Raw genomic sequence first — 19,770 nt, forward strand, 5'->3', positions numbered from 1 at the left:
GACGGACCGGTTCCTCACGGTCACCGCCCAGCGACCTCGCAGCCGGCCCAGGAGGCCCGTGGGACGGGCGCTCAGCGGCGGCGCAGCCCCCGCAGCGTCCGGACGGCGACCAGCAGCTCGGGCAGCTCGTGCCGGTCCCCCGCGGCGATGTCGGCGAGCTGGGCGGCGGCCCGGCGCTGGGTGGGGTCCCACCCGGCGGCCCACGCCTCGACCAGCCCGGCCGCGTCGGCTCCCCGGCCGCGCCCGGCCAGCACCTCGGCGGTGAGCTCGGCCTGCTCGGCGGCCAGGTCGTCGCGCAGCGACGCCCGCGCCATCGACGGCCATCGCCGGTCGCGGGGCAGCGCGATGACCAGCTCCCGCAGCGGCACCAGCGCCAGCCGCTCGGCCAGCGCCTGCGCCACCTGCCCGGCGAGCTCGATCGGCGCACCGGTCCGCTCGGCGACGACGGCGAGGTCGAGCGCGGCGGGCATCAGCGGCGCGGCGGCCACCTCCGCGGCCAGCGCAGCGGGCACTCCCGCCGCCTGCAGCCGCTGCGACCGCTCGGCGTGGGCGGCCGCCTCCTCGCCGAGCAGCCACCCCGGCAGGCCGGCCCGCACCGCCGCCACGGGCGCGGCGAACCGGTCGGTCAGGGCCGAGATGCCGGCGGCCGGCCCGCTGACCAGCTCGGGCAGCCCCAGCAGCCAGCGCGTCGCCCGCTCGGCCAGCCGGGTCGCCTCGGTGCGCACCTCCACCTGCACCGGCGCGGGCACCCGGTTGTCCAGCGGCCGGACGCTGTCCCACAGCCGGTCGACGTCGAACACCGCCCGGGCCACCGCGTGCGCCCGCACCACGCCGACCAGGTCGACGCCGGTCTCCTCGGCCAGCCGGAACAGGCCGGTGACCCCGGCGGTGTTGACCGCCCGGTTGGTGAGCGCGGTGGCGACGATCTCCCGGCGCAGCGGGTGGCTGTCGACCGCCTCGGGGAAGCGTTCGCGCAGCGCCGCCGGGAAGTAGTCGCGCAGCAGCCTGGCCAGTGCCGGGTCGTCGGGCAGCTCGGAGGACAGGACGGCGTCGCTGACCTCGAGCTTGGCGTAGGCCAGCAGCACCGACAGCTCCGGGCTGGTCAGCGCCTGCCCGTCGCGCCGGCGCTGGGCCAGCGCGCGGTCGTCGGGCAGCGCCTCCACGGCGCGCGCCAGCCGGCCGGAGCGCTCCAGGGCCCGGATGAACCGCTCGTGGGCGTCGAGCAGGCTGCGGGCGTTGGTCACCTCGGCGGCGAGCGTCGCGTTCTGCGCGTGGTTGTCGGTGAGGACGGCGACGGCGACCTCGTCGGTCATGTCCGCCAGCAGCGCGGCCCGGCCCTCGGCGTCGAGCGCGCCGGCCTCGACGACCCCGTTGAGCGCGATCTTGATGTTCACCTCGTGGTCGGAGGTGTCCACGCCCGCGGAGTTGTCGATCGCGTCGGTGTTGACCCGGCCGCCGGCCAGCGCGTACTCGACGCGGCCGCGCTGGGTGAGGCCGAGGTTGCCGCCCTCCCCCACCACGCGCACGCGGAGCTGGCCGCCGTCGACGCGGACGGCGTCGTTGGCCTTGTCCCCGACGTCGAGGTGGCTCTCGGCGGCGGCCTTGACGTAGGTGCCGATGCCGCCGTTGAACAGCAGGTCCACCGGCGCGAGCAGGACGGCACGGATGAGCTCGACCGGCGAGAGGGTGTCGACGTCGGCGGGCAGGTCCAGCACGGCGCGCATCGGCTCGCTGACCGGGATCGCCTTCGCCGTCCGCGGCCACACGCCGCCACCGGGGCTGATCAGCGAGGGGTCGTAGTCGGCCCACGACGAGCGGGGCAGGTCGAACAGCCGGCGGCGCTCGGCGAACGACGTCGCGGCGTCCGGCGTGGGGTCGACGAAGACGTGCCGGTGGTCGAAGGCCGCCACCAGCCGGATGTGCTCGGACAGGAGCATCCCGTTGCCGAAGACGTCGCCGGACATGTCGCCGACGCCGACGACGGTGAACTCCTGGCTCTGCACGTCGACGTCGAGCTCGCGGAAGTGCCGGGTCACCGACTCCCACGCGCCGCGGGCGGTGATGCCCATGGCCTTGTGGTCGTAGCCGACCGAGCCGCCGGAGGCGAACGCGTCGCCGAGCCAGAACCCGCGCTCGAGCGCCACGGCGTTGGCCAGGTCGGAGAAGGTCGCCGTCCCCTTGTCGGCGGCGACGACCAGGTAGGCGTCGTCCCCGTCGTGGCGGACCACGCGCTCCGGCGGCACCACCCGGCCGCCCACCAGGTTGTCGGTGAGCGAGAGCAGCGCGCCGATGAACAGCCGGTAGCAGGCCTGGCCCTCGGCCTGGACCTCCTCGCGGGAGGCGCCCTCCGGGGGTGGGTTGCGGACGACGAAGCCGCCCTTGGCGCCGGTCGGGACGATGACGGTGTTCTTCACCATCTGCGCCTTGACCAGGCCGAGCACCTCGGTGCGCAGGTCCTCGCGCCGGTCGGACCAGCGCAGCCCGCCGCGGGCGACCGCGCCGAAGCGCAGGTGCACGCCCATCACCCGCGGCGAGCTGACGAACACCTCGCGGGCCGGCCGGGGCTCGGGCAGGTCGGGGACGGCGTGCGGGTCGAGCTTGATCGCCAGCGGCCCGCCCGCGTAGTACGTCGTCCGCTGGGTGGCGGTGACGGCGGCGAGCAGGCTGGTGAGGACCCGGTCGGCGTCGAGGGACTCCACCCGGCCGATCGACTCCCGCAGCGAGCCGACCAGCGCCTCCTGCCGGGTCGCGCGGCCGGACTCGCGGCCGGGGGAGAACCGGGTCTCGAACAGCGCGACCAGCCGGGCGACGACGTCGGGGTGCGCGGCCAGCGTCGTCTCGACGTAGCGCTGGCCGAAGGGCAGCCCGGCCTGGCGCAGCCACTGCACGTAGGCGCGCACCACGGTGACCTGCCGCCAGTTCAGCCCGGCGAGCAGCACCAGCGCGCCCAGGCCGTCGTCCTCGGCCTCGCCGCGCCACACCGCGCCGACCGCCTCGGTGAACCGCTCGGGCAGCGAGCCGGGGAAGGGCAGCTCGCCGCCGGGCGCGGTGAGCCCGAAGTCGTAGATCCACGCCGGCCGGGCGCCGATCCGGTCGATCTCGTAGGGCCGCTCGTCGACGACGTCGACCCCCATGTGCTGCAGCACCGGCAGGACGTCGGACAGCAGCAGCCGCTCCCCCACCCGGTAGACGGTCAGCCGCGGCTCGGCCGCCCCGGCGCCGCGCGGGCGGCGCAGCCGCAGGCCCAGCTCGCCGGGCGCCAGCGCCTCCAGGCGGGCGAGGTCCTCGACGGCCGCCGTCGCCGGGAAGTCCTCCTGGTAGGCGGCGGGGAAGGCGTCGGCGACGCGGGCCAGCACCTGCCCGGCGCCGTCGCCGTGGCGGGCGGCCAGCGCGTCGGCGAGGTCGTCGGTCCAGCTGCGGGCGACGGCGGACAGCTCCTGCTGCAGCGCCTCGGCGTCGACCTCGGGCAGCCGCGGGACGCCGTCGCGGCCGATCGGCACCCGGACGACGAAGTGCAGCCGGGCCAGCACCGACTCGGTGGAGCGGGCGGTGAACTCGATGTCGCGCCCGCCCAGCCGGGACAGCAGCAGCTGCTGCATGGCCAGGCGGACCTCGGTCGTGTACCGGTCGCGCGGCAGGTAGACCAGCGCCGACCAGAACCGGTCGTAGGGGTCGCGGCGCAGGAACAGGCGGGTCTGCCGGCGCTCCTGCAGGTACAGCACCGACATCGCGACGGGCAGCAGCTCGCCGGAGGAGGCCTGGAACAGCTCGTCGCGCGGCAGGGTCTCCAGGATGTCGACGAGCACCTTGCCGGTGTGGCTGTCGGCCGGCACCGAGGAGCGCTCCACCACCTCGTCGACCTTGCGGCGGACCAGCGGCACGTCGCGGACGCCGGCGGCCGTGGCCGCGGTGGGGAACAGCCCGACGAGGCGGTGCTGGCGGGCCGGGCGGTCGCCGTCGGCCGGCAGCGTGACCGCCACCAGGTCCAGCCAGGCGCGGCGGTGCACCGTCGAGCGCATGTCGGCCTTGGTCACGGTGACCAGCGCGGGGCCCAGCCGGCCGGGGGCCTCGGGCAGCGCCGCCGGGCCGGCGTCGCTGCGCAGCACGCCCAGGCCGCTGCCGGGGACGGCGCGGACGGTCTCCCCCACCTCGACCTCGCGGGCGCCGAGGAAGGCGAAGTTGCCGTCGGCCAGCCAGCGCAGCAGCGCGGCGGCCTCCGCCGGGTCGTCGGCCGGGTCGGCGGTGTCGACGGTCCCCTGCTCCTCCAGCCGGGTGGCCAGCTCCAGCGCCCGGGCGGCGGTGCGCGGGGCGTCCTCGTCGACGGCGCGGACGTCGGCCAGCACCGTCCGCAGCCCCGCGACCAGGTCGGCGGCGGCCTCCTCGTCCAGCGGGCCGTCGAGGACGGCGGCGATCCAGGACTCGGCCAGCGCGTCGGCGCCGCACTCGGTCACGTCGGAGCCGCCGCTGTCGCAGAAGGCGCGCAGCGCGCCGGTGACGTCGCGGCGGACGACGACGACCGGGTGGACGACGTGCTGCAGGCCGGCGCCCTGGCGGACCACCTCGGCGGTGACCGAGTCGACGAGGAAGGGCATGTCGTCGGTGACGACCAGCAGCAGCCCCCGCCCGTCGGTCACCCGCTCCACGGCGACGGTGGCCGAGCCCTGCGGGCGGACGCCGGCGACGCGCAGGTGGCGCAGCGCGAGGCCGGCGAGGTCGGCCGGCTCGTGGCCGAGGACCTCGGCGGCCGGCTCGCTCCAGTAGTAGCGCTGCAGCAGCGCCGGCAGGTCGCCCGCACCGCATCCGGCGGGGAGCCCCGGCTCGTGGTCCAGGGCGCCGGCCGCGGCCTGCGCGGCCCGCGCCAGCAGGGTGCGCTTCTCGTCGTTGGCCGCCTCGAGGGCGACCAGCTCAGGAGGTGTCGCGGGCTCGTTGGGGGCCGGCGGGGCGGGGCGCTCCGGGGGTGCCGCGCTGCCGGGCTCGTCGGGTCGTCCCGGGACGGCGGTGTCCACGCCGGACGTGCTGACCATGACGACCCACGCTAGTGCGCCCGGCGGCGGGCGTCATCGCGTGCGGTCCGCCCGGCGCGCCGTGCGGCTCCCCCGTGCGGCTCCCGTCCGTACCGGGGCGCTCAGCGGCGGTCGAGGGCGACGTCGGCCAGCCACCCGACGACGGCGAGCACCAGCCCGCCGACGACCGCGGTGCCGAACCCCTCGACGTCGAGCCGGTCGGAGAGGGCGGCGGTCAGGCCGAGCAGCGCGGCGTTGACCACGACGAGGAAGAGCCCGAGCGTCAGCAGGATCGCGGGGAAGGACAGGAACCGCAGGATCGGCCCGACCACCGCGTTGACCACCGCGAACAGCAGCGCCACCCACAGGAAGGTGCCGGTGACGCCGAGCGGCGCCGCCTCGTTGCCGATGACGTCGATCCCCGGCAGGTACAGGGCGAGGAAGTAGAACGCCACCGCCATGACGACGACCTTGAGCGCGAACCTGACCACGGGGCCACGCTAGTGGGGACGCCTGTGAGTTCCCTGGGTCCCGGGCGGCCCAGCGCTCCCCGGCTCCGGCGCTACACGTCGGCAGCCGGGGCGAGGACCGGGGTCTGCGTGTACAGCGCGAGCCGCCAGCGCCCGCCGTCGTGGGACCACAGGCTGCTCATCACGGCGGTGAACGGCGGCTCCTGCTCGCTCCGCCACGCCGTGCCGGTGTAGACGACGGCCGCGGCACCGGCCCCGGCGCGCACCAGGCGGACGTCGTCCATCGCGTAGCGGTGCCAGGGCGGGGACGCGGCGAGCGCGGCGACGACGGCCGCCCGGTCCATCACCGACCCGTCGGCGAGGACCATGACGCCGTCGTCGGCCATGACCTCGCCGTAGAAGCCGGCCGCCGTGGCGTCGCACAGCGCGTCCCAGCCGCGGCGCTCCAGCGCCAGCAGCTCCGTCGTGACCTGGTCGTCCATGCCCGGCACCCTGGCGCGGCGGCGCCGCGGCGTCGACCCCCTCCACCGTCCCCACCACGACGCCCCGAGAGGGGACGCCCGTGCAGCGACCGGCCCTGGTCGTCGACGGCGACTGCGGCCGACCGGACGCGCCTGCCCGGGGGGACGGCGGCGTGCGCGCTGCCGACGACGAGGGGCGCGACCCCGCCCACCGACCGTGGCGACGCGCCACCGGGACCGCGACACGATCGGGTTCTCTAGGCGCTTCTACAGGGTCGGCTAGAGGCGTCCATACGGTGCTCGACGTGGACCCCGTGCGGAACCCCTACGCCCCCGGCGCCGGTCAGCGCCCGCCGGAGCTAGCCGGCCGCGACGACGAGCTGTCGGCCTTCGACGTCGTCCTCGAGCGCATCGCCCGCGGCCGGCCCGAGCGCTCGCTGGTGCTCACCGGGCTGCGCGGCGTGGGCAAGACGGTGCTGCTCAACCAGCTGCGCTCGGCGGCGATCGGCCGCGGCTGGGGCACCGGCAAGATCGAGGCGCGGCCGGACCAGTCGCTGCGCCGGCCGGTGTCCTCGGCGCTGCACATGGCGCTGCGGGAGCTGCGCCACCCCGACCAGGAGTCGATGGACGCCGTCCTCGGCACGCTGCGGGCCTTCGCCCAGCGGCTGACGCCGGCCGACGCGAAGCTGCGCGACCGCTGGCAGCCGGGCATCGACGTGCCGGCGTCGAGCGGGCGGGCCGACTCCGGCGACATGGAGATCGACCTCGTCGAGCTGCTCAGCGACGCCGCGGGGCTCGCCGCCGACGTCGGCAGGGGCATCGCGCTGTTCGTCGACGAGATGCAGGACGTCCGGGCCGACGACGTCTCGGCCATCTGCGCGGCCTGCCACGAGCTGTCGCAGCAGGGCGCGCCGCTGATCGTCGTCGGCGCGGGGCTGCCGCACCTGCCGGCGGTGCTGTCGGCGTCCAAGAGCTACTCCGAGCGGCTGTTCCGCTACCTGCGCATCGACCGGCTGGACCGCCCCGCCGCCGACCGCGCGCTGCTGGCCCCCGCCGAGCGGGAGGACGTCGCGTTCGAGCCCGCCGCCCTCGACGCCCTCTACGCCGCCGCCGACGGCTACCCGTACTTCGTGCAGGCCTACGGCAAGGTCACCTGGGACGTCGCCGCCGCCTCCCCGATCACCGCCGGCGACGTCGCCGTGGCCGCGCCGGTGGCCGAGGCCGAGCTCGCGGTGGGCTTCTTCGGCTCCCGCTACGACCGGGCCACCCCCGCCGAGCGCGAGTACATGCACGCGATGGCCGACCTCGGCGGCCCGGCCGGCGCCCCGGTGGCGACGTCGGAGGTCGCGGCGAGCCTGGGCCGCAAGCCCGCGTCGCTGTCCCCCGCACGCGACTCGCTGATCAAGAAGGGGCTGGTCTACTCCGCCGAGCGCGGGCAGATCGCCTTCACCGTGCCCCACTTCGGCCGCTACCTGCTGCGCCACCCCGACTGAGGGAGGACCCCGCGCGACGATCAGGGTCCCTGATCGTTAAGCGTCCTCCCTCACCGTGGGACGTGAGGGAGGACGCGCTGGGATCAGGTCCCCTGATCATCGCGCCGGGACGGGGGCGGGGTTCGGCGGAGGGTGCGGCGGGCACCGAGCGGGCCGTGCCGGAGGTCGTGCAGGCGGGTTTGTGGGGGCTGCTGGGCGGGGCCGCCCTCGTGCTGGGGGCGCTGGTCGCCTGGTTCGTGCGGGTGCCGCGGGTCGTCATCGCCTCGGTCGTGGCGTTCGGCTCGGGCGTCCTCATCTCCGCCGTCGCCTTCGACCTGATGGCCGAGGCGGCCGAGACCGGCGGGCTCGGGCCGACGGCGGTCGGCTTCCTGGGCGGCGCGGCGGCCTACCTGGCGGCCAACGCGGCGCTGGCCCGGCGCGGCGCCCGGCACCGCAAGCGGTCCGGCGGCGAGGGCCCCGAGCAGCAGCCCTCCGAGGAGGAGCAGGGCGGCAGCGGGGCGGCGATCGCGACCGGGGCGCTGCTCGACGGCGTCCCCGAGTCGGTGGTCCTCGGCCTCGGGCTGCTCGGCGGCGGCTCGGTGAGCGCACCGGTGCTGGCCGCGGTGTTCATATCCAACGTGCCCGAGGGCCTGTCCAGCGCCGCGGGCATGAAGGCCAACGGCCGCTCGGCGGGTTACGTCTTCGGCGTCTGGGGCGGCATCGCCGTGGCCAGCGGCCTGTCCGCGCTGGTCGGCTACGCGGCGCTGGGCAGCGCGCCGCCCGAGGTGGTCGCCGTCATCACGGCCGTCGCGGCCGGCGCGATCCTCACCATGATCGCCGACACGATGATCCCCGAGGCCTTCGAGCGCACCCGCACCTGGACCGGGCTGATCACCACGCTCGGCTTCCTCGTCGCCTTCGCGATCGAGCGGCTCGGCGCCTGACCTGCGCCCGGCGCGCGACGGCGGCAGGGTGGGGGCATGAACGAGGTGCGCGACCCCGTCCAGATCGCCGTCCCGGTCGAGGGCGGTGAGCTGTCGGCCCTGCACTGGGCCGCCGACGCGCCCGGCGCGCCCATCGCCGTCCTGGTGCACGGCATCACCGCCAACGCCATGGCCTGGGCCCGTGTGGCGGCCGCGCTGGCCGGGCAGTTCGAGGTGGTCGCCCCCGACCTGCGTGGGCGCGCGGGCTCGGCCGGGCTGCCCGGCCCCTACGGGCTCGAGCGGCACGCCGAGGACGTGACCGCCGTGCTCGACCGCTTCGGGGCCGACGGCGACACCGGCGCCGACGCCGCGGTGCTCGTCGGCCACTCGATGGGGGCGTTCGTCGCGACCATGGCCGCGGCCGGCCCGGCGCGCGACCGGGTGCACGGCCTGGTGCTCGTCGACGGCGGCCTGGCCCTCCCCCGCCCGCCGGGAGCCGACATCGACGCGATGCTCTCCGCCGTCCTCGGCCCGTCGCTGGACCGGCTGGGGAGGACGTTCCCCGACCTGGCCGCCGTCCGGGAGTTCTGGTCGCGGCACCCCGCCGTCGGGCCGTGGGTCGACGTCCCCTCCGTGGCGGCGTACCTGGCGCGCGACCTGGTCGGCGAGCCGCCGGAGCTGCGCAGCGCGTGCGTGCCCGAGGCGGTGCGGGTCGACGGCGGCGACGTGCTGCTCAACGAGCGCGTGCTCGAGGCCACCACCGCCCTGCCGGTGCCGGCGACGCTGCTGTGGGCGACGCGCGGCATGTTCGACCAGACGCCGGGGCTCTACGACGAGGTGCGGCTGGCCGGGCTGGGGCTCGAGCCCGCCGGCATCACCGCCCGCGAGGTGCCCGGCACCAACCACTACTCCATCGTGTGGGCCGACCAGGGCGTGGCCGCCGTCGTCGAGGAGGTGCGGGCCGCCGCCGCCCGCTGACGGTCAGGCGGGGCGGCCCGGCACCGGCGGCAGCACCTCGGGACCGGTCCCGGCCGGCCGCTCCCCCGCCATCGGGTGCGCCCGGACGGCGAGCAGCGCGACGTCGTCCTCCGCGCCCTCCCCGAGCATGCCGGCCAGCAGGTCGTCGCACAGCCGTTCCAGCGGCTGCCCGGCCGCCGCGGACACCAGCCGCCGCAGCTGCTCGCGGCCGTCGTCGAGCGGGACGCCGCGGCGCTCGAAGAGACCGTCGGTGAACAGCAGCAGCGTGCTGCCGGGCGGGAGCACCGCCCGCCCGTCGACGCGCGCCCCAGGCCACCCGGTGCCCAGCGGGGGGCCGACCGGCGCGGAGAGGTCGCGCACCGTCCCGTCGGGCAGCAGCAGCACCGGGTCGGGGTGCCCGGCCGAGGACCAGCGCAGCCGGCGCAGCCCCGCGGCCCGATCGCCGGCGTCCTGCTCGACCCGGCAGACCAGCGCGGTCGCCAGGGTCGGGACGGCGAGGCCGACGAGGGCGTGGTCGACCCGCCGCAGCACCCCGGCCGGCTCCTCCAGCCGGTCGAAGGCGATGCCGCGGACCAGCGTCCTGACCTGGCCCATCGCCGCGGCGGCCTCGATGTCGTGGCCCGTGACGTCGCCGATGACCAGCACCGTGTCGCCGTCGGGCTGGAGGAACGAGTCGTACCAGTCGCCGCCGATGGAGATCCCGCGGGTCGCCGGCCGATAGCGGACGGCGAGCTCGAGCCGGTCGGGCTGGACCGGCGGGGACAGCAGGCTGTGCTGCAGGCGCTCGGCCACCTGCTGGGCGGCGCCGGCGAGGCGGGCGTTGTCGAGGGCCAGCGCCGCCCGGCGGGACGCGATCTCGGCGGTGCGCAGCTCCGCGTCGGTGTGCGGACCCCGCTCCGGGCCGTTGACCAGGGTGAAGGCCCCGAACAGCTCCCCGCGGGCGAGCAGCGGGAAGGTCGCGACGGCGGAGACCCGCAGCGGGGCCAGCGCGGCCCGGCTCTCCTCGTCGGCGACCATCGCGCGCACGTCGTCCTCGGTGACCCGCGGGAGGACCACCGGCCGGCCGCTGGCCAGCGCCGTGGGCACCGGCGCCGCCGCCCGGTTGCTGCGCACCCGCAGGTCGGCGTAGCGGTGCATCGCCGGGGCCATGCGCGGGTCGCTGTGCGCCCGTCCGACGTCGCGGCGGGTGCCGTCCGGGTCGACCACGCTCACCAGGCACCAGTCGGCCAGCAGCGGGACGACGAGGTCGGCGAAGCGGGCGACGGCCACGTCGACGTCGGTGGTCGCGGTCATGGCCTGGCTGATGTCACCGAGCAGCACGAGGTGGCGCGCCGCGGTCTCGGCCCGGGCCGCGGCCTCGGCGGCCTGGGCGGCGGCCTGCTCGCGCGCCACGATCGCCGCCGCCCGCTCGGCCTCGGTGCGGCGGCGCTGCGTGACGTCGTCGAAGGTGACGACCAGGCCGGCCGCGGTGAGGAAGGCGTCGGCCCGGAACCACGCGGCCAGGCGCCGGGACTCCGCCTCGGTGGACCCCGCCTCGCCGGTCGCGCGCACGTGCCGGTAGAGCTCCTCGAAGGGACCGCCGACGGTCTCGGGGAACGCCTCCCAGAAGACCCGGCCCACCAGTTCCTCGACCGTGCGGTCGAGCGCCGCGGCCCCCGCGGGGTTGACGTAGGCCAGCCGCCAGTCGCCATCCAGGACGAACAGGGGCCGTTCCATGCCCTCGACGGCCTGCACGAGCAGGTCGTGGGGCGGCGGGGCGCTGCCGTCCGGAGTCATCGGGTCACATGCTGCCGCACCCCTCCCCCGGGACGGGCGGGGGCGTCCGGCGGGACGTGCGACACGCCCGGTGGGTTCCCGTCCCACCCGGATCCGCTGCGGGCCACGGTTGGACGCCGGGTGGGCTGGGCACCCTGGAGTCGTCCGGCTGAGAGGACGACGACGGAGAGAGGACATGGGTCGACTGACGTGGCCGCTGCGGCCGCTGCCCGACGGGCGGGGTGAGCTGTGGCGCTGGGACCTCGGCCAGATCGCCGAGCTGCCCGCCGCGCGCGCCGGCCTGCGGGGCCACCTCGACGCGATCGGGTTCCCGCGCGATCCGGACGACCCGGCGGCCGACCGGCTCGTCCTCGCCTTCGACGAGCTGGCCTCCAACGCGCTGCGGCACGGGGTCTCCCCGGTCGTGGCCACCGTGGTGGCCGGCACCGGTGGCTGGCTGCTCGACGTCAGCGACCGCGACCCCGACACCATGCCCGCGCCCGCCGTGGGGCGGGACCCGGCCAAGGGCGGCCTGGGCCTCTACCTGGTGGCGCGCCTGTCGGTGGCGCACGGCTGGTACGTCGACGACGGGTGCAAGCACGTCTGGGCCTGCCTCCCCTCGGCGATCGAGGAGCACGCGGCCACCTCGGCCTGAGCACCCGCCCCCGCCGTCGGTCCCCGCAGACGACCGTGTCCGGAGACGACCGCGCCCGGAGACGACGGTGCCCCGGGGCGGCGGGACGGTGGTCCCGCTGCCCCGGGGCAGTCGGTGCGGTGTCGTCAGGCCCGGCTGCAGGGCCCCGCGCCGAGCGTGCGCGGCGTGGGGGGCAGCAGGGTCCTTCAGGGCACGACGAGCGAGAGCCGTCCCTTGCCGTAGCCCGGCACCTCGACGGCGAGGTCGAGGCGGTTGAAGGCCGCCAGCATGCCCGCGATGTCGCCGGGCAGGTCGTCACCGGGGGCGTAGGACGCGTGCAGCTTCGAGTGCGGGGCACCCGGCACGTTGAACAGCGCCGAGAGGACGTTGACGACCTCGTGCAGCGCCTCGGTGAGCATCGCGGTGAGCTCGCCGTCCTCCTCGACGGCGTCCTGCACGCCGCCGGGCGGGAGCAGGGCCAGGGCGCCGCCGGTCCAGGCCGCCAGCGGCAGGTCCATGACGCACAGGGCGTTGACCGCCATCGTCGGGCTGACGTACACGGCGACCGAGACGGGGTCCTTCTCCGTCGGGGTCACCGGGGCGCCCGGCGTCACGCCGACCGGCTTGCCGACGAGGCCGGAGAGCATGTCCTTGACGGCCTTGGCGTCGGGCAGGACGACCGTCAGCGGCGCGGTCACGCGAGCACCCCGTCGAGGTTCTCGCGGAAGGTCTCCTCGGTGAACGGCTTGGCGATGAGGAAGAGGGCGCCGGCGTCGGCGGCCTTCTCCCGCATCTCCGCCGAGCCCTCGGAGGTGACGAAGCCGAACGGCACGGCCGAGCCCGACGAGCGCAGCGCCTGCAGGCACTCCAGGCCGGTCATGTTCGGCATGTTCCAGTCCGACAGGACCAGGTCGGGGGCCTCGGACCGGACCTTGTCGTAGGCGTCGCGGCCGTCCTCGGCCTCGACGATGTCGTGGTCGTCGTAGCCGGCCTGCCGCAGGGTGCGGATGACGATCTGCCGCATGACGCGGCTGTCGTCGGCGACCAGGATCTTCACAGTGACACTCCGTTCGGGTGCGGGTTCTCGTGGTGCGGGGACGCGGAGGGCAGGGCGCCCTGGACGGTGATGACGAGGGGCTGGCCACGCCAGAGGACCTCGACGCGGCAGACGTCGTCGGGGTTGCGGACGGCGGGGGCGTCGCCGACCTGGGGCAGGCTCAGCGCCGAGGGCCCGGGCAGGGCGGCCTTGACGTTGCCGCCGACGACGTTGGCGATCTCCCCGAAGGCGTCGGTGACGTCCTCGGGCTCGAGGACCTCGGGGGCGGCCTCGGCGAGCAGGGCGCGGGTCAGCTCGACGGCGGTCCCGCGGCCGGCGGTCAGGACCACCGAGCCCGTCCAGGGGCCGACGACGTCGACCCAGGTCGACAGGACGTCCGCCGGCAGGTCGCCGGGCACCGGGACGAGGAACTCCTCCTCGCCCACGAGGGCGACCCAGGCCTCGCCGGCGATCGCCTCGACCGTGGCCTCGTCGATCAGGGAGCCGATGAGCGGCCGCGCTGCGGCGCCGTGCGCGGTGGCGTCGGGTGCGAGCGTCACAGGACGGCCTCCTGCGGGAGCAGGCCGAGCAGCGCCAGCTTGTCGCGGAGCGCGTCGGCGGTGAACGGCTTGATGACGTACTCGTGCGCGCCGGCGGCCAGCGCGCGGACGATCTGGCTCTGCTCGCTCTCCGAGGTCACCATCACCAGCGTCACCGAGCGCCAGGCGGGGTTGGCCCGGACGGCGTTGACGAACTGCAGGCCGTCCATCACCGGCATGTTCCAGTCGATGGTGCAGAGGTCGGGCACCCAGCCCTCGTGGAGGACGTCGAGCGCCTCCTGGCCGTGTCCGGCCTGCCGGGTCTCGTAGCCGAGGCCCTCCAGGATCCCGGTCACGATCCGGCGCATCGCGCGCGAGTCGTCGATCACCAGTGCACGCATGGTCATGCCCCCTTCAGCGGGCGGTAGGCGGAGCTGCGTCCGACGACGACGCGGCTCCAGGAGTCGTCGACTCCGAGGGTGGTCTCGGCGGCACCGAGGAACAGCCATCCGTCGGGGCGCATGAGCTCGCGCACCCGGCGGAGGATCGCCTGCTTGGTCGGCAGGTCGAAGTAGATGAGGACGTTGCGCAGGTACACGACGTCGAAGGGGCCCATCCGCGGCAGCGGGGCGGCGAGGTTGCACTCCCGGGCGGTGATCATCCGGCGCAGCGTGGGAGCGACCTCCCACTCGTTGCCGGCCCGGGTGAAGTGGCGGACCAGCATGGGCGCGGGCAGGCCGCGGTTGACCTCGAGCTGGCTGAACCGGCCGGCCCGGGTGCGCTCGACCATCTCGCGGGAGATGTCGGTGGCGGTGATGGAGACCCGCGAGGCGGCGTTGGGCATCGCGTCCTCGAGCAGCATGGCGACCGTGTAGGCCTCCTGGCCGCTGGAGCAGGCCGCCGACCAGATCTGCAGCCGCTCCGCCGGCCCGCGGGCGGTGAGCAGCGAGGGCAGCACCGTCGAGGTCAGCGCGGTGAACGGGTCGCCGTCGCGGAACCACGACGTCTCGTTGGTGGTGAGGGCCTCGACGATCTGGCGGGTGTCGTCCGGCCGCGGCCGGCTGCGGACGGTGTCGACGAGCTGACCGACGTCGGTGAGGCCCATCTTGCGGGCGACCGGCAGCAGCCGGGCCTCGACCAGGTACTCCTTGCCGGGGGCGAGCACGATGGCGCTCTCCCGGTGCACCAGCTGGCGCACCCAGTCGAAGCTCGTGGTCGTCAGGGTCATCGGGGAGCTCCCGTCGCGAGGGTCAGGGTGGCGGGCTTCGGCGGGACACCGGGGACGGCGCGCGCGAGGTAACGGGTGATCGACTCGGCCACGCGGTCCAGCGGCAGGACCTCGTCGGCCAGGCCGGCCGAGGCGACGGCGCCGGGCATGCCCCAGACGACGGACGTGGCCTGGTCCTGGACGACGACGGTGCCGCCGGCGTCGCGGACGGCGCCGCACCCGGCCCGCCCGTCGGCGCCCATGCCGGTGAGGACGACGGCGAGGACGGCGCCGTCGTAGGCGGTCACCGCGGACCGGAACAGCGGGTCGACGGCCGGGCGGCAGAAGTTCTCCGGCGGGCCCTGCGACAGCATCGTGGTCGCGCCCCGGCCGCTGCCGCGGACGGTGAGGTGGAAGTCGCCGGGGGCCAGGTGCACCGTGCCGGGCAGCAGCGGCGTCCCGTCGACGGCCTCGACCACGGTCAGCGGGCAGAGCCGGTCCAGGCGCTGGGCGAACTGGCGGGTGAAGACGGGCGGCATGTGCTGCGTGAGCAGGACGGGGACCGGCAGGCTCGCCGGGAGCAGGGGGAGGACCTTGGCGAGGGCCTCGGGGCCGCCGGTCGAGGAGCCGATGACCAGGACGGCGGGCGCCTTGTGCGGCGTGGTGCGCGGCGCCGGCGGCCGGACGGCGACCGGGGCGGCAGCGGGCCGGGGCAGCCCGGCGACGGGGCGGCCGGTGAGCGCCTTGATCTTGGGGATGAGCTGCTCGCGCACGCTCTCCATCGACTGCGCCACGCTGCCGACGTTGGCCGGCTTGGTGACGTAGTCGTTGGCGCCGGCCGACAGCGCGTCCAGGGTGGCCGAGGCGCCGCGCTCGGTGAGCGTGCTGAACATGACGATCGGCACGCGGTTGCGGCCGGCGCGGATGGCGCGGACCGCCTCGATGCCGTTCATCTCCGGCATCTCGATGTCCATGGTGACCAGATCGGGCCGCAGCCCGTCGATCTTGGCCAGCGCGAGCTTGCCGTTGACCGCCGTCCCGACCACCTCGATGCCCGGGTCGGCGGACAGCACGTCGGTCACGATCTTCCGGACGACGACCGAGTCGTCGACCACCATCACCCGGATCGGGTCCACGCGTCCTCCTGCTGCTGCCGTGGTCCAGCCCCCGGCACGGGGCTGTCCCTTCGGTGTCGGCACCGGGCGGCTTCGTGTTGAGCGCAATCCGGTTTCGCGAGGGGACCGGTCCCTCGGACCCACCGCCGTCGCAGGAGTTGTCGGCCGGGACGCGGGCGCGCTTGAGGCCGGCGGGACAACCGTTACGGAAACGTCCGCTGACGGCCGCCCCACACGGCACATGTCGACCCGCCCGTCACACGGCCCGGCCGCGAGCGGGCGAGCGGTGGCGGCGCGGGCGGCCTCCCCGCAGGGGCCCGCGCCGAGCTCGCGAGGCGTGGGGGGCGGGCGGCCTCCCCGCAGGGGCCCGCGCCGAGCTCGCGAGGCGTGGGGGGCGGGCGGCCTCCCCGCAGGGGCCCGCGCCGAGCTCGCGAGGCGTGGGGGGCGGGCGGCCTCCCCGCAGGGGCCCGCGCCGAGCTCGCGAGGCGTGGGGGGCGGGCGGCCTCCCCGCAGGGGCCCGCGCCGAGCTCGCGAGGCGTGGGGGGCGGGGAGGTCCTTCCTCAGCGGGGAGCGGTGAGGCGCGTCCAGGGGGCGCGGAGGACGCCGAGGGCGCTGCCGTCGAGCAGGTCGCCCATCGTCATGGCCTGGACGACGCCGGCGAGGGCGTTCCACGAGCCGGCGGCGCCGTCGGAGGCGGTGAAGCCCGCGTCGGCGAAGGCGCGGACGGCGAGCAGCTGGGCGGTGGCCAGCGTGCGGGTGCGGCCGGAGACGTGCGCGGCCCAGGAGGCCTCGTGCATGGCGGCGGCCCACGGGCGCTGCTCGGCTCGGCCCTCGTCGACGGCGGCCCGCCAGCGGTCCCGGCCGCGGGCGTCGAGCGCGGCCACGACGGCCAGCACCGTGCGCAGCTCGGGGGTGGCCGGGCCGAGGTCGGCGTCGGCCCCGCGGGTGGCCGCGTCCGGGATGACACCGGCGAAGGGCTGGTGCAGCTCGCGGCGGACCAGCGGGGGCAGCACCCCGGCGGCCCAGGCGCCCACCGCGGCGTCGGCGAGCACGTCGGCGGCCTGCTCGCGGGTGTCGTCGGCGAGGCGGGGGAGCGCGGGGTGCTCGGGGCCGAGCACGTCCTCGCGCAGCAGCCGCTCCAGCGACGAGGCGGTGCCGATGGTGCCCTGCTCCAGCTGTGCCACGAGGACGGCGGTGCGGTCGACGCCGGCGCCGTCCGCCGTGCCCTGGCCCACCGACCGCAGCTGCGGCACGGCGGCGGCCATCTCCCGTGCGCGGCGGGCGCGCACGGCCAGGACCGACCGCTGCTCGCGGTCGGCGCCGTGCGAGCGCGCGCCGCCGGCGAGCGCGGTCAGCTCGGCGGGACCGGCGGTCAGGGCGGTGAGCAGCACGTCGGCGACGGTGCGGCCCGCGGGCAGCCGCACCAGGTCGAAACCGAGGGTCGCGGCACTGACCAGCGAGTAGGGCACGTCGCCTCCAGGGGAGTGGGGTCAGCCCATGCTGGCCGCCATCCCCCGCAGACGCCACGCGGCCGTCACCCGTTCGCCGGAGTGGCGGAGGGTGACGGCCGCGTGGCGGAACGCGTCCGGGAGTCGATCAGTGACGGTGTGTCACCGATCGGGCTCGCTCAGGCGCCGACGGCCTTCTGGACGTCGAGCGCGAGCAGCAGCTTCCCGTCGAGCTTGTAGGCACCGCGGATGAGCTCGCGGGCCTGCCCGTCGAGGGTGTCCGGCGGGGCCTCGAAGTCGTCGGCCGCCACGTCGACGACGTCGGCGATCGAGTCGACCAGCAGGCTCACCGCCTCCCCGTGCAGGCGCACGACGATGACGACGGCGTCGGTGCCGGCCGGCCGCGGCGGGCGGCCCAGCCGCTCACGCAGCTCGATGGCGGTCACCACCTGGCCGCGCAGGTTGATCAGCCCGGCGACGGCGGGCGGCGCCAGCGGCACCCGGGTCAGGCCCTGGCTGCGCAGCACCTCCTGCACGTGCTCCACCTCGACGCCGTAGAGGTCGCCGTCGAGGCGGAAGGTGGCCAGCTGGCCGCTGGTCGCCCGGGGGGTGGTCTCGGTCGGGGTCGTCACGTCAGACCTCCAGCAGGGCGGACTCGGGGGCGTGGACGGGGGTGCCGGCGTAGAAGGCCGGGTCGGCCGCGAGGATCGCGGCGCGGACGTCGAGCAGCTCGGTCACCTTGTCGCCGAGGACGGCGGAGCCGAGCAGGCCCAGGTCGTCGATGTCGCTGCGGACCGCGGCCCCGCCGTCGACGATGTCGAGGATCTCCTCGACGACGATCGCGACGCTGCGGCCGTGGTCGCTGTACACGATGACCTCGAGGACCTCGCGCTCGCTGCTGCCGTAGGCGCCCAGGTGCCGGTCGAGCCGGACGATCGGCAGGATCGCCCCGCGGTACTGCACGACCTCGCGGTTGCCGACCCGCTCGACGGCGTCGGTGCGCACCTGCTCGAGGCGGGTGACGGTGTCCAGCGGGATGGCCACGCGCCGGCCCTCGCCGATGGCGGCGAGCAGCATCCGCTGGCGCTCGGTCTCGGCCGCGACGCTGCGCGCCAGGGCCTCGCGGGACTCCTGCCGCTCGGTGGTCTCGGTGCGCAGCGCCCGGCGGGCCAGGGCCTGCACGTCGAGGATCAGCGCCACGGTGCCGTCGCCGAGGACGGTCGCCCCCGAGTACAGGCCGATCGCCTTGAGCTGGCCGCCGACGGCCTTGACGACGATCTCCTCGGTGTTGATGACCCGGTCGACGACGAGGCCGAAGCGGCGGCCCTCGGAGCGCAGCACGGCGATGACGACGTGGCCGTCGTGCCGGTCGCTGGCCAGGCCGAGGACGTCGGTGAGCCGCACCAGCGGGAGCAGCTCGCCGCGCAGCCGGTAGACCGGGGCCCCGCCGACCTCCTCGACGGCGTTGGCGGCCTTCTCGGCGTCGAGGCTGACCAGCTCCTGCAGGCTGATCTGCGGGATGGCGTAGCGGTCGCCGGCGCACTCGACGGTCAGCGCCGGGACGATGGCCAGGGTCAGCGGGATCCGCAGCCGGCAGACCGTGCCCCTGCCGGGCTCGGACTCCACCTCGATGGTGCCGCCGATGGACTCGATGTTGGTCTTGACGACGTCCATGCCGACGCCGCGGCCGGAGACGTTGGTGACGGCGGCGGCGGTGGAGAAGCCGGGCAGGAAGATCAGCTGCAGGATGTCGGCCGGGCTCATCCGGTTGAGCTGCTCGGCGGTGACCAGGCCCCGCTGCAGCGCCTTGGCGCCGAGCTTGGCGGGGTCGATGCCTGCGCCGTCATCGGCCACCTCGACCACGACCTGGCCGCTCTCGTGCTTGGCGCGCAGGGTGAGCACGCCCTCGGTGGGCTTGCCGGCCTTCCGGCGCGCCTCGGGCGACTCGATGCCGTGGTCGACGCCGTTGCGGACGAGGTGGGTCAGCGGGTCCTTGACCGCCTCCAGCAGCGTCTTGTCGAGCTCGGTGTCCTTGCCCTCCATCTCCAGCCGGACGGTCTTCCCGCACTGGATGCCGAGGTCGCGGACGACGCGCGGCAGCTTGGACCAGATGTGGTCGATCGGCTGCATGCGCGTCTTCATGACGCCCTCCTGCAGCTCGCTGGCGATGAGGTTGAGCCGCTGGGAGGCGCGGACCAGGTCGGTGTCGGTCGAGCGCCCGACGTACTGGACGATCTGGTTGCGGGTGAGCACGAGCTCGCCGACCAGCAGCATGAGGGAGTCGAGCAGGTCGACGTCCACGCGGATCGTGCTGTCGGCGACGGCGCGGCGCGCCTGCTGCCCGCCCTGCGCCTCCGGCTTGGCGGCACCGGCCGGAGCGCCCGCGGGGGCGCGAGCGGGCACCTCGGCCGGGAGGTCCTCGTGGTCCTCGTGCTCGTCGTGGACCTCGTCGTCGGGGACCTCGTCGTCGGGGACCTCGTCGTGGTCCTCGTGCTCGTCGTGGACCTCGTCGCCGTGGATCTCGTCGCCGGCCTCCTCGTCGTGCGCGACCTCGGGCACGTCCTGGTGGGCGTCCTCGGGGGTCGCGGCGACGGCAACGGCGGGGGCCGCGGCCGCGGGGGGCAGGTCGGCGACGAGCGCGGCGGCGGCCGCCGCCGACGGGCCGTCCTCCATCGCGGCGCTGATCGCGGCGACGACGGTGGAGACGTCGACCGTGCCCTCGCCGCCGG

The 19,770-nt window shown here is 76.0% G+C and carries 17 protein-coding genes; 4 read left to right on the top strand and 13 right to left on the bottom strand.

All coding sequences use genetic code 11. The annotated features are described in order from the left end of the window. Window positions 1–71: 71 nt before the first annotated feature. The 3 genes from ACU616_RS07670 to ACU616_RS07680 form a co-directional block, all read right to left on the bottom strand. A complete protein-coding gene (locus tag ACU616_RS07670) occupies window positions 72–5,024 on the bottom strand; it encodes an NAD-glutamate dehydrogenase (protein ID WP_446757880.1) in 4,953 nt (1,650 codons plus the stop codon). A gap of 101 nt (window positions 5,025–5,125) precedes the next feature. After that, window positions 5,126–5,494 carry a phage holin family protein gene (locus ACU616_RS07675; RefSeq protein WP_446757881.1) on the bottom strand — a complete coding sequence of 123 codons (369 nt, stop codon included), beginning with the start codon at window positions 5,492–5,494 and terminating at the stop codon, window positions 5,126–5,128. A 71-nt stretch (window positions 5,495–5,565) separates the two neighbouring features. Further along, complete coding sequence (locus tag ACU616_RS07680; RefSeq protein WP_446757882.1) at window positions 5,566–5,955, bottom strand: nuclear transport factor 2 family protein; 390 nt, start codon at window positions 5,953–5,955, stop codon at window positions 5,566–5,568. Window positions 5,956–6,239: 284 nt separating this feature from the next. Here ACU616_RS07680 and ACU616_RS07685 point away from each other — a divergent pair, with 284 nt between their 5' ends. From ACU616_RS07685 to ACU616_RS07695, 3 genes are all read left to right on the top strand, one after another. Then, window positions 6,240–7,427, top strand: coding sequence for an AAA family ATPase (locus tag ACU616_RS07685; RefSeq protein WP_446757883.1), 1,188 nt, complete (start codon window positions 6,240–6,242; stop codon window positions 7,425–7,427). Between the two features lie 155 nt (window positions 7,428–7,582). Next, window positions 7,583–8,350, top strand: a complete 768-nt coding sequence (locus ACU616_RS07690; protein WP_446757884.1) for a ZIP family metal transporter — start codon at window positions 7,583–7,585, stop codon at window positions 8,348–8,350. A 36-nt stretch (window positions 8,351–8,386) separates the two neighbouring features. After that, window positions 8,387–9,307 carry an alpha/beta fold hydrolase gene (locus ACU616_RS07695; protein WP_446757885.1) on the top strand — a complete coding sequence of 307 codons (921 nt, stop codon included), beginning with the start codon at window positions 8,387–8,389 and terminating at the stop codon, window positions 9,305–9,307. Window positions 9,308–9,310: 3 nt separating this feature from the next. Here the strand turns inward: ACU616_RS07695 and ACU616_RS07700 are convergent, their stop codons facing one another. Then, complete coding sequence (locus ACU616_RS07700; RefSeq protein WP_446757886.1) at window positions 9,311–11,083, bottom strand: SpoIIE family protein phosphatase; 1,773 nt, start codon at window positions 11,081–11,083, stop codon at window positions 9,311–9,313. A gap of 175 nt (window positions 11,084–11,258) precedes the next feature. On the opposite strand from ACU616_RS07700, the gene ACU616_RS07705 reads away from it, so the two are divergent. Continuing rightward, complete coding sequence (locus tag ACU616_RS07705; RefSeq protein WP_446757887.1) at window positions 11,259–11,717, top strand: ATP-binding protein; 459 nt, start codon at window positions 11,259–11,261, stop codon at window positions 11,715–11,717. Between the two features lie 185 nt (window positions 11,718–11,902). Here the strand turns inward: ACU616_RS07705 and ACU616_RS07710 are convergent, their stop codons facing one another. The 9 genes from ACU616_RS07710 to ACU616_RS07750 all read right to left on the bottom strand — a co-directional run bounded on the left by ACU616_RS07710 (window position 11,903) and on the right by ACU616_RS07750 (window position 19,714). Then, a complete protein-coding gene (locus ACU616_RS07710) occupies window positions 11,903–12,394 on the bottom strand; it encodes a hypothetical protein (protein WP_446757888.1) in 492 nt (163 codons plus the stop codon). Beyond that, a complete protein-coding gene (locus tag ACU616_RS07715; RefSeq protein ID WP_446757889.1) occupies window positions 12,391–12,753 on the bottom strand; it encodes a response regulator in 363 nt (120 codons plus the stop codon). The genes ACU616_RS07710 and ACU616_RS07715 overlap by 4 nt, the downstream gene beginning before the upstream one ends. Next, entirely contained in the window at window positions 12,750–13,292 is a 543-nt protein-coding gene (locus ACU616_RS07720) for a chemotaxis protein CheX (RefSeq protein ID WP_446757890.1), read from the bottom strand. The genes ACU616_RS07715 and ACU616_RS07720 overlap by 4 nt, the downstream gene beginning before the upstream one ends. Further along, the gene (locus ACU616_RS07725; protein ID WP_446757891.1) at window positions 13,289–13,678 is read right to left on the bottom strand and encodes a response regulator; all 390 of its coding nucleotides are present in this window, start codon (window positions 13,676–13,678) and stop codon (window positions 13,289–13,291) included. Before ACU616_RS07725 ends, ACU616_RS07720 begins: the two co-directional genes overlap by 4 nt. Next, on the bottom strand, window positions 13,675–14,499 hold the full coding sequence (locus ACU616_RS07730) for a CheR family methyltransferase (RefSeq protein ID WP_446757892.1): 825 nt from the start codon (window positions 14,497–14,499) through the stop codon (window positions 13,675–13,677). The genes ACU616_RS07725 and ACU616_RS07730 overlap by 4 nt, the downstream gene beginning before the upstream one ends. Further along, complete coding sequence (locus ACU616_RS07735; RefSeq protein WP_446757893.1) at window positions 14,496–15,614, bottom strand: protein-glutamate methylesterase/protein-glutamine glutaminase; 1,119 nt, start codon at window positions 15,612–15,614, stop codon at window positions 14,496–14,498. The genes ACU616_RS07730 and ACU616_RS07735 overlap by 4 nt, the downstream gene beginning before the upstream one ends. A gap of 539 nt (window positions 15,615–16,153) precedes the next feature. Next, complete coding sequence (locus tag ACU616_RS07740) at window positions 16,154–17,062, bottom strand: hypothetical protein (RefSeq protein ID WP_446757894.1); 909 nt, start codon at window positions 17,060–17,062, stop codon at window positions 16,154–16,156. Between the two features lie 158 nt (window positions 17,063–17,220). Then, window positions 17,221–17,673 carry a chemotaxis protein CheW gene (locus tag ACU616_RS07745; protein WP_446757895.1) on the bottom strand — a complete coding sequence of 151 codons (453 nt, stop codon included), beginning with the start codon at window positions 17,671–17,673 and terminating at the stop codon, window positions 17,221–17,223. Between the two features lies 1 nt (window position 17,674). Beyond that, window positions 17,675–19,714 carry a chemotaxis protein CheA gene (locus ACU616_RS07750; protein ID WP_446757896.1) on the bottom strand — a complete coding sequence of 680 codons (2,040 nt, stop codon included), beginning with the start codon at window positions 19,712–19,714 and terminating at the stop codon, window positions 17,675–17,677. Window positions 19,715–19,770: the final 56 nt, after the last annotated feature.

The sequence above is a fragment of the Geodermatophilus sp. URMC 62 genome (assembly GCF_052931475.1).

Excerpts from the sequence above, each read along its gene's own strand:
- ACU616_RS07670 (WP_446757880.1), bottom strand. The coding sequence starts at position 5,024 with ATGGTCAGCACGTCCGGCGTGGACACCGCCGTCCCGGGACGACCCGAC.
- ACU616_RS07680 (WP_446757882.1), bottom strand. The coding sequence starts at position 5,955 with ATGGACGACCAGGTCACGACGGAGCTGCTGGCGCTGGAGCGCCGCGGC.
- ACU616_RS07695 (WP_446757885.1), top strand. The coding sequence starts at position 8,387 with ATGAACGAGGTGCGCGACCCCGTCCAGATCGCCGTCCCGGTCGAGGGC.
- ACU616_RS07700 (WP_446757886.1), bottom strand. The coding sequence starts at position 11,083 with ATGACTCCGGACGGCAGCGCCCCGCCGCCCCACGACCTGCTCGTGCAG.
- ACU616_RS07705 (WP_446757887.1), top strand. The coding sequence starts at position 11,259 with ATGGGTCGACTGACGTGGCCGCTGCGGCCGCTGCCCGACGGGCGGGGT.
- ACU616_RS07725 (WP_446757891.1), bottom strand. The coding sequence starts at position 13,678 with ATGACCATGCGTGCACTGGTGATCGACGACTCGCGCGCGATGCGCCGG.
- ACU616_RS07730 (WP_446757892.1), bottom strand. The coding sequence starts at position 14,499 with ATGACCCTGACGACCACGAGCTTCGACTGGGTGCGCCAGCTGGTGCAC.
- ACU616_RS07750 (WP_446757896.1), bottom strand. The coding sequence starts at position 19,714 with ATGGAGGACGGCCCGTCGGCGGCGGCCGCCGCCGCGCTCGTCGCCGAC.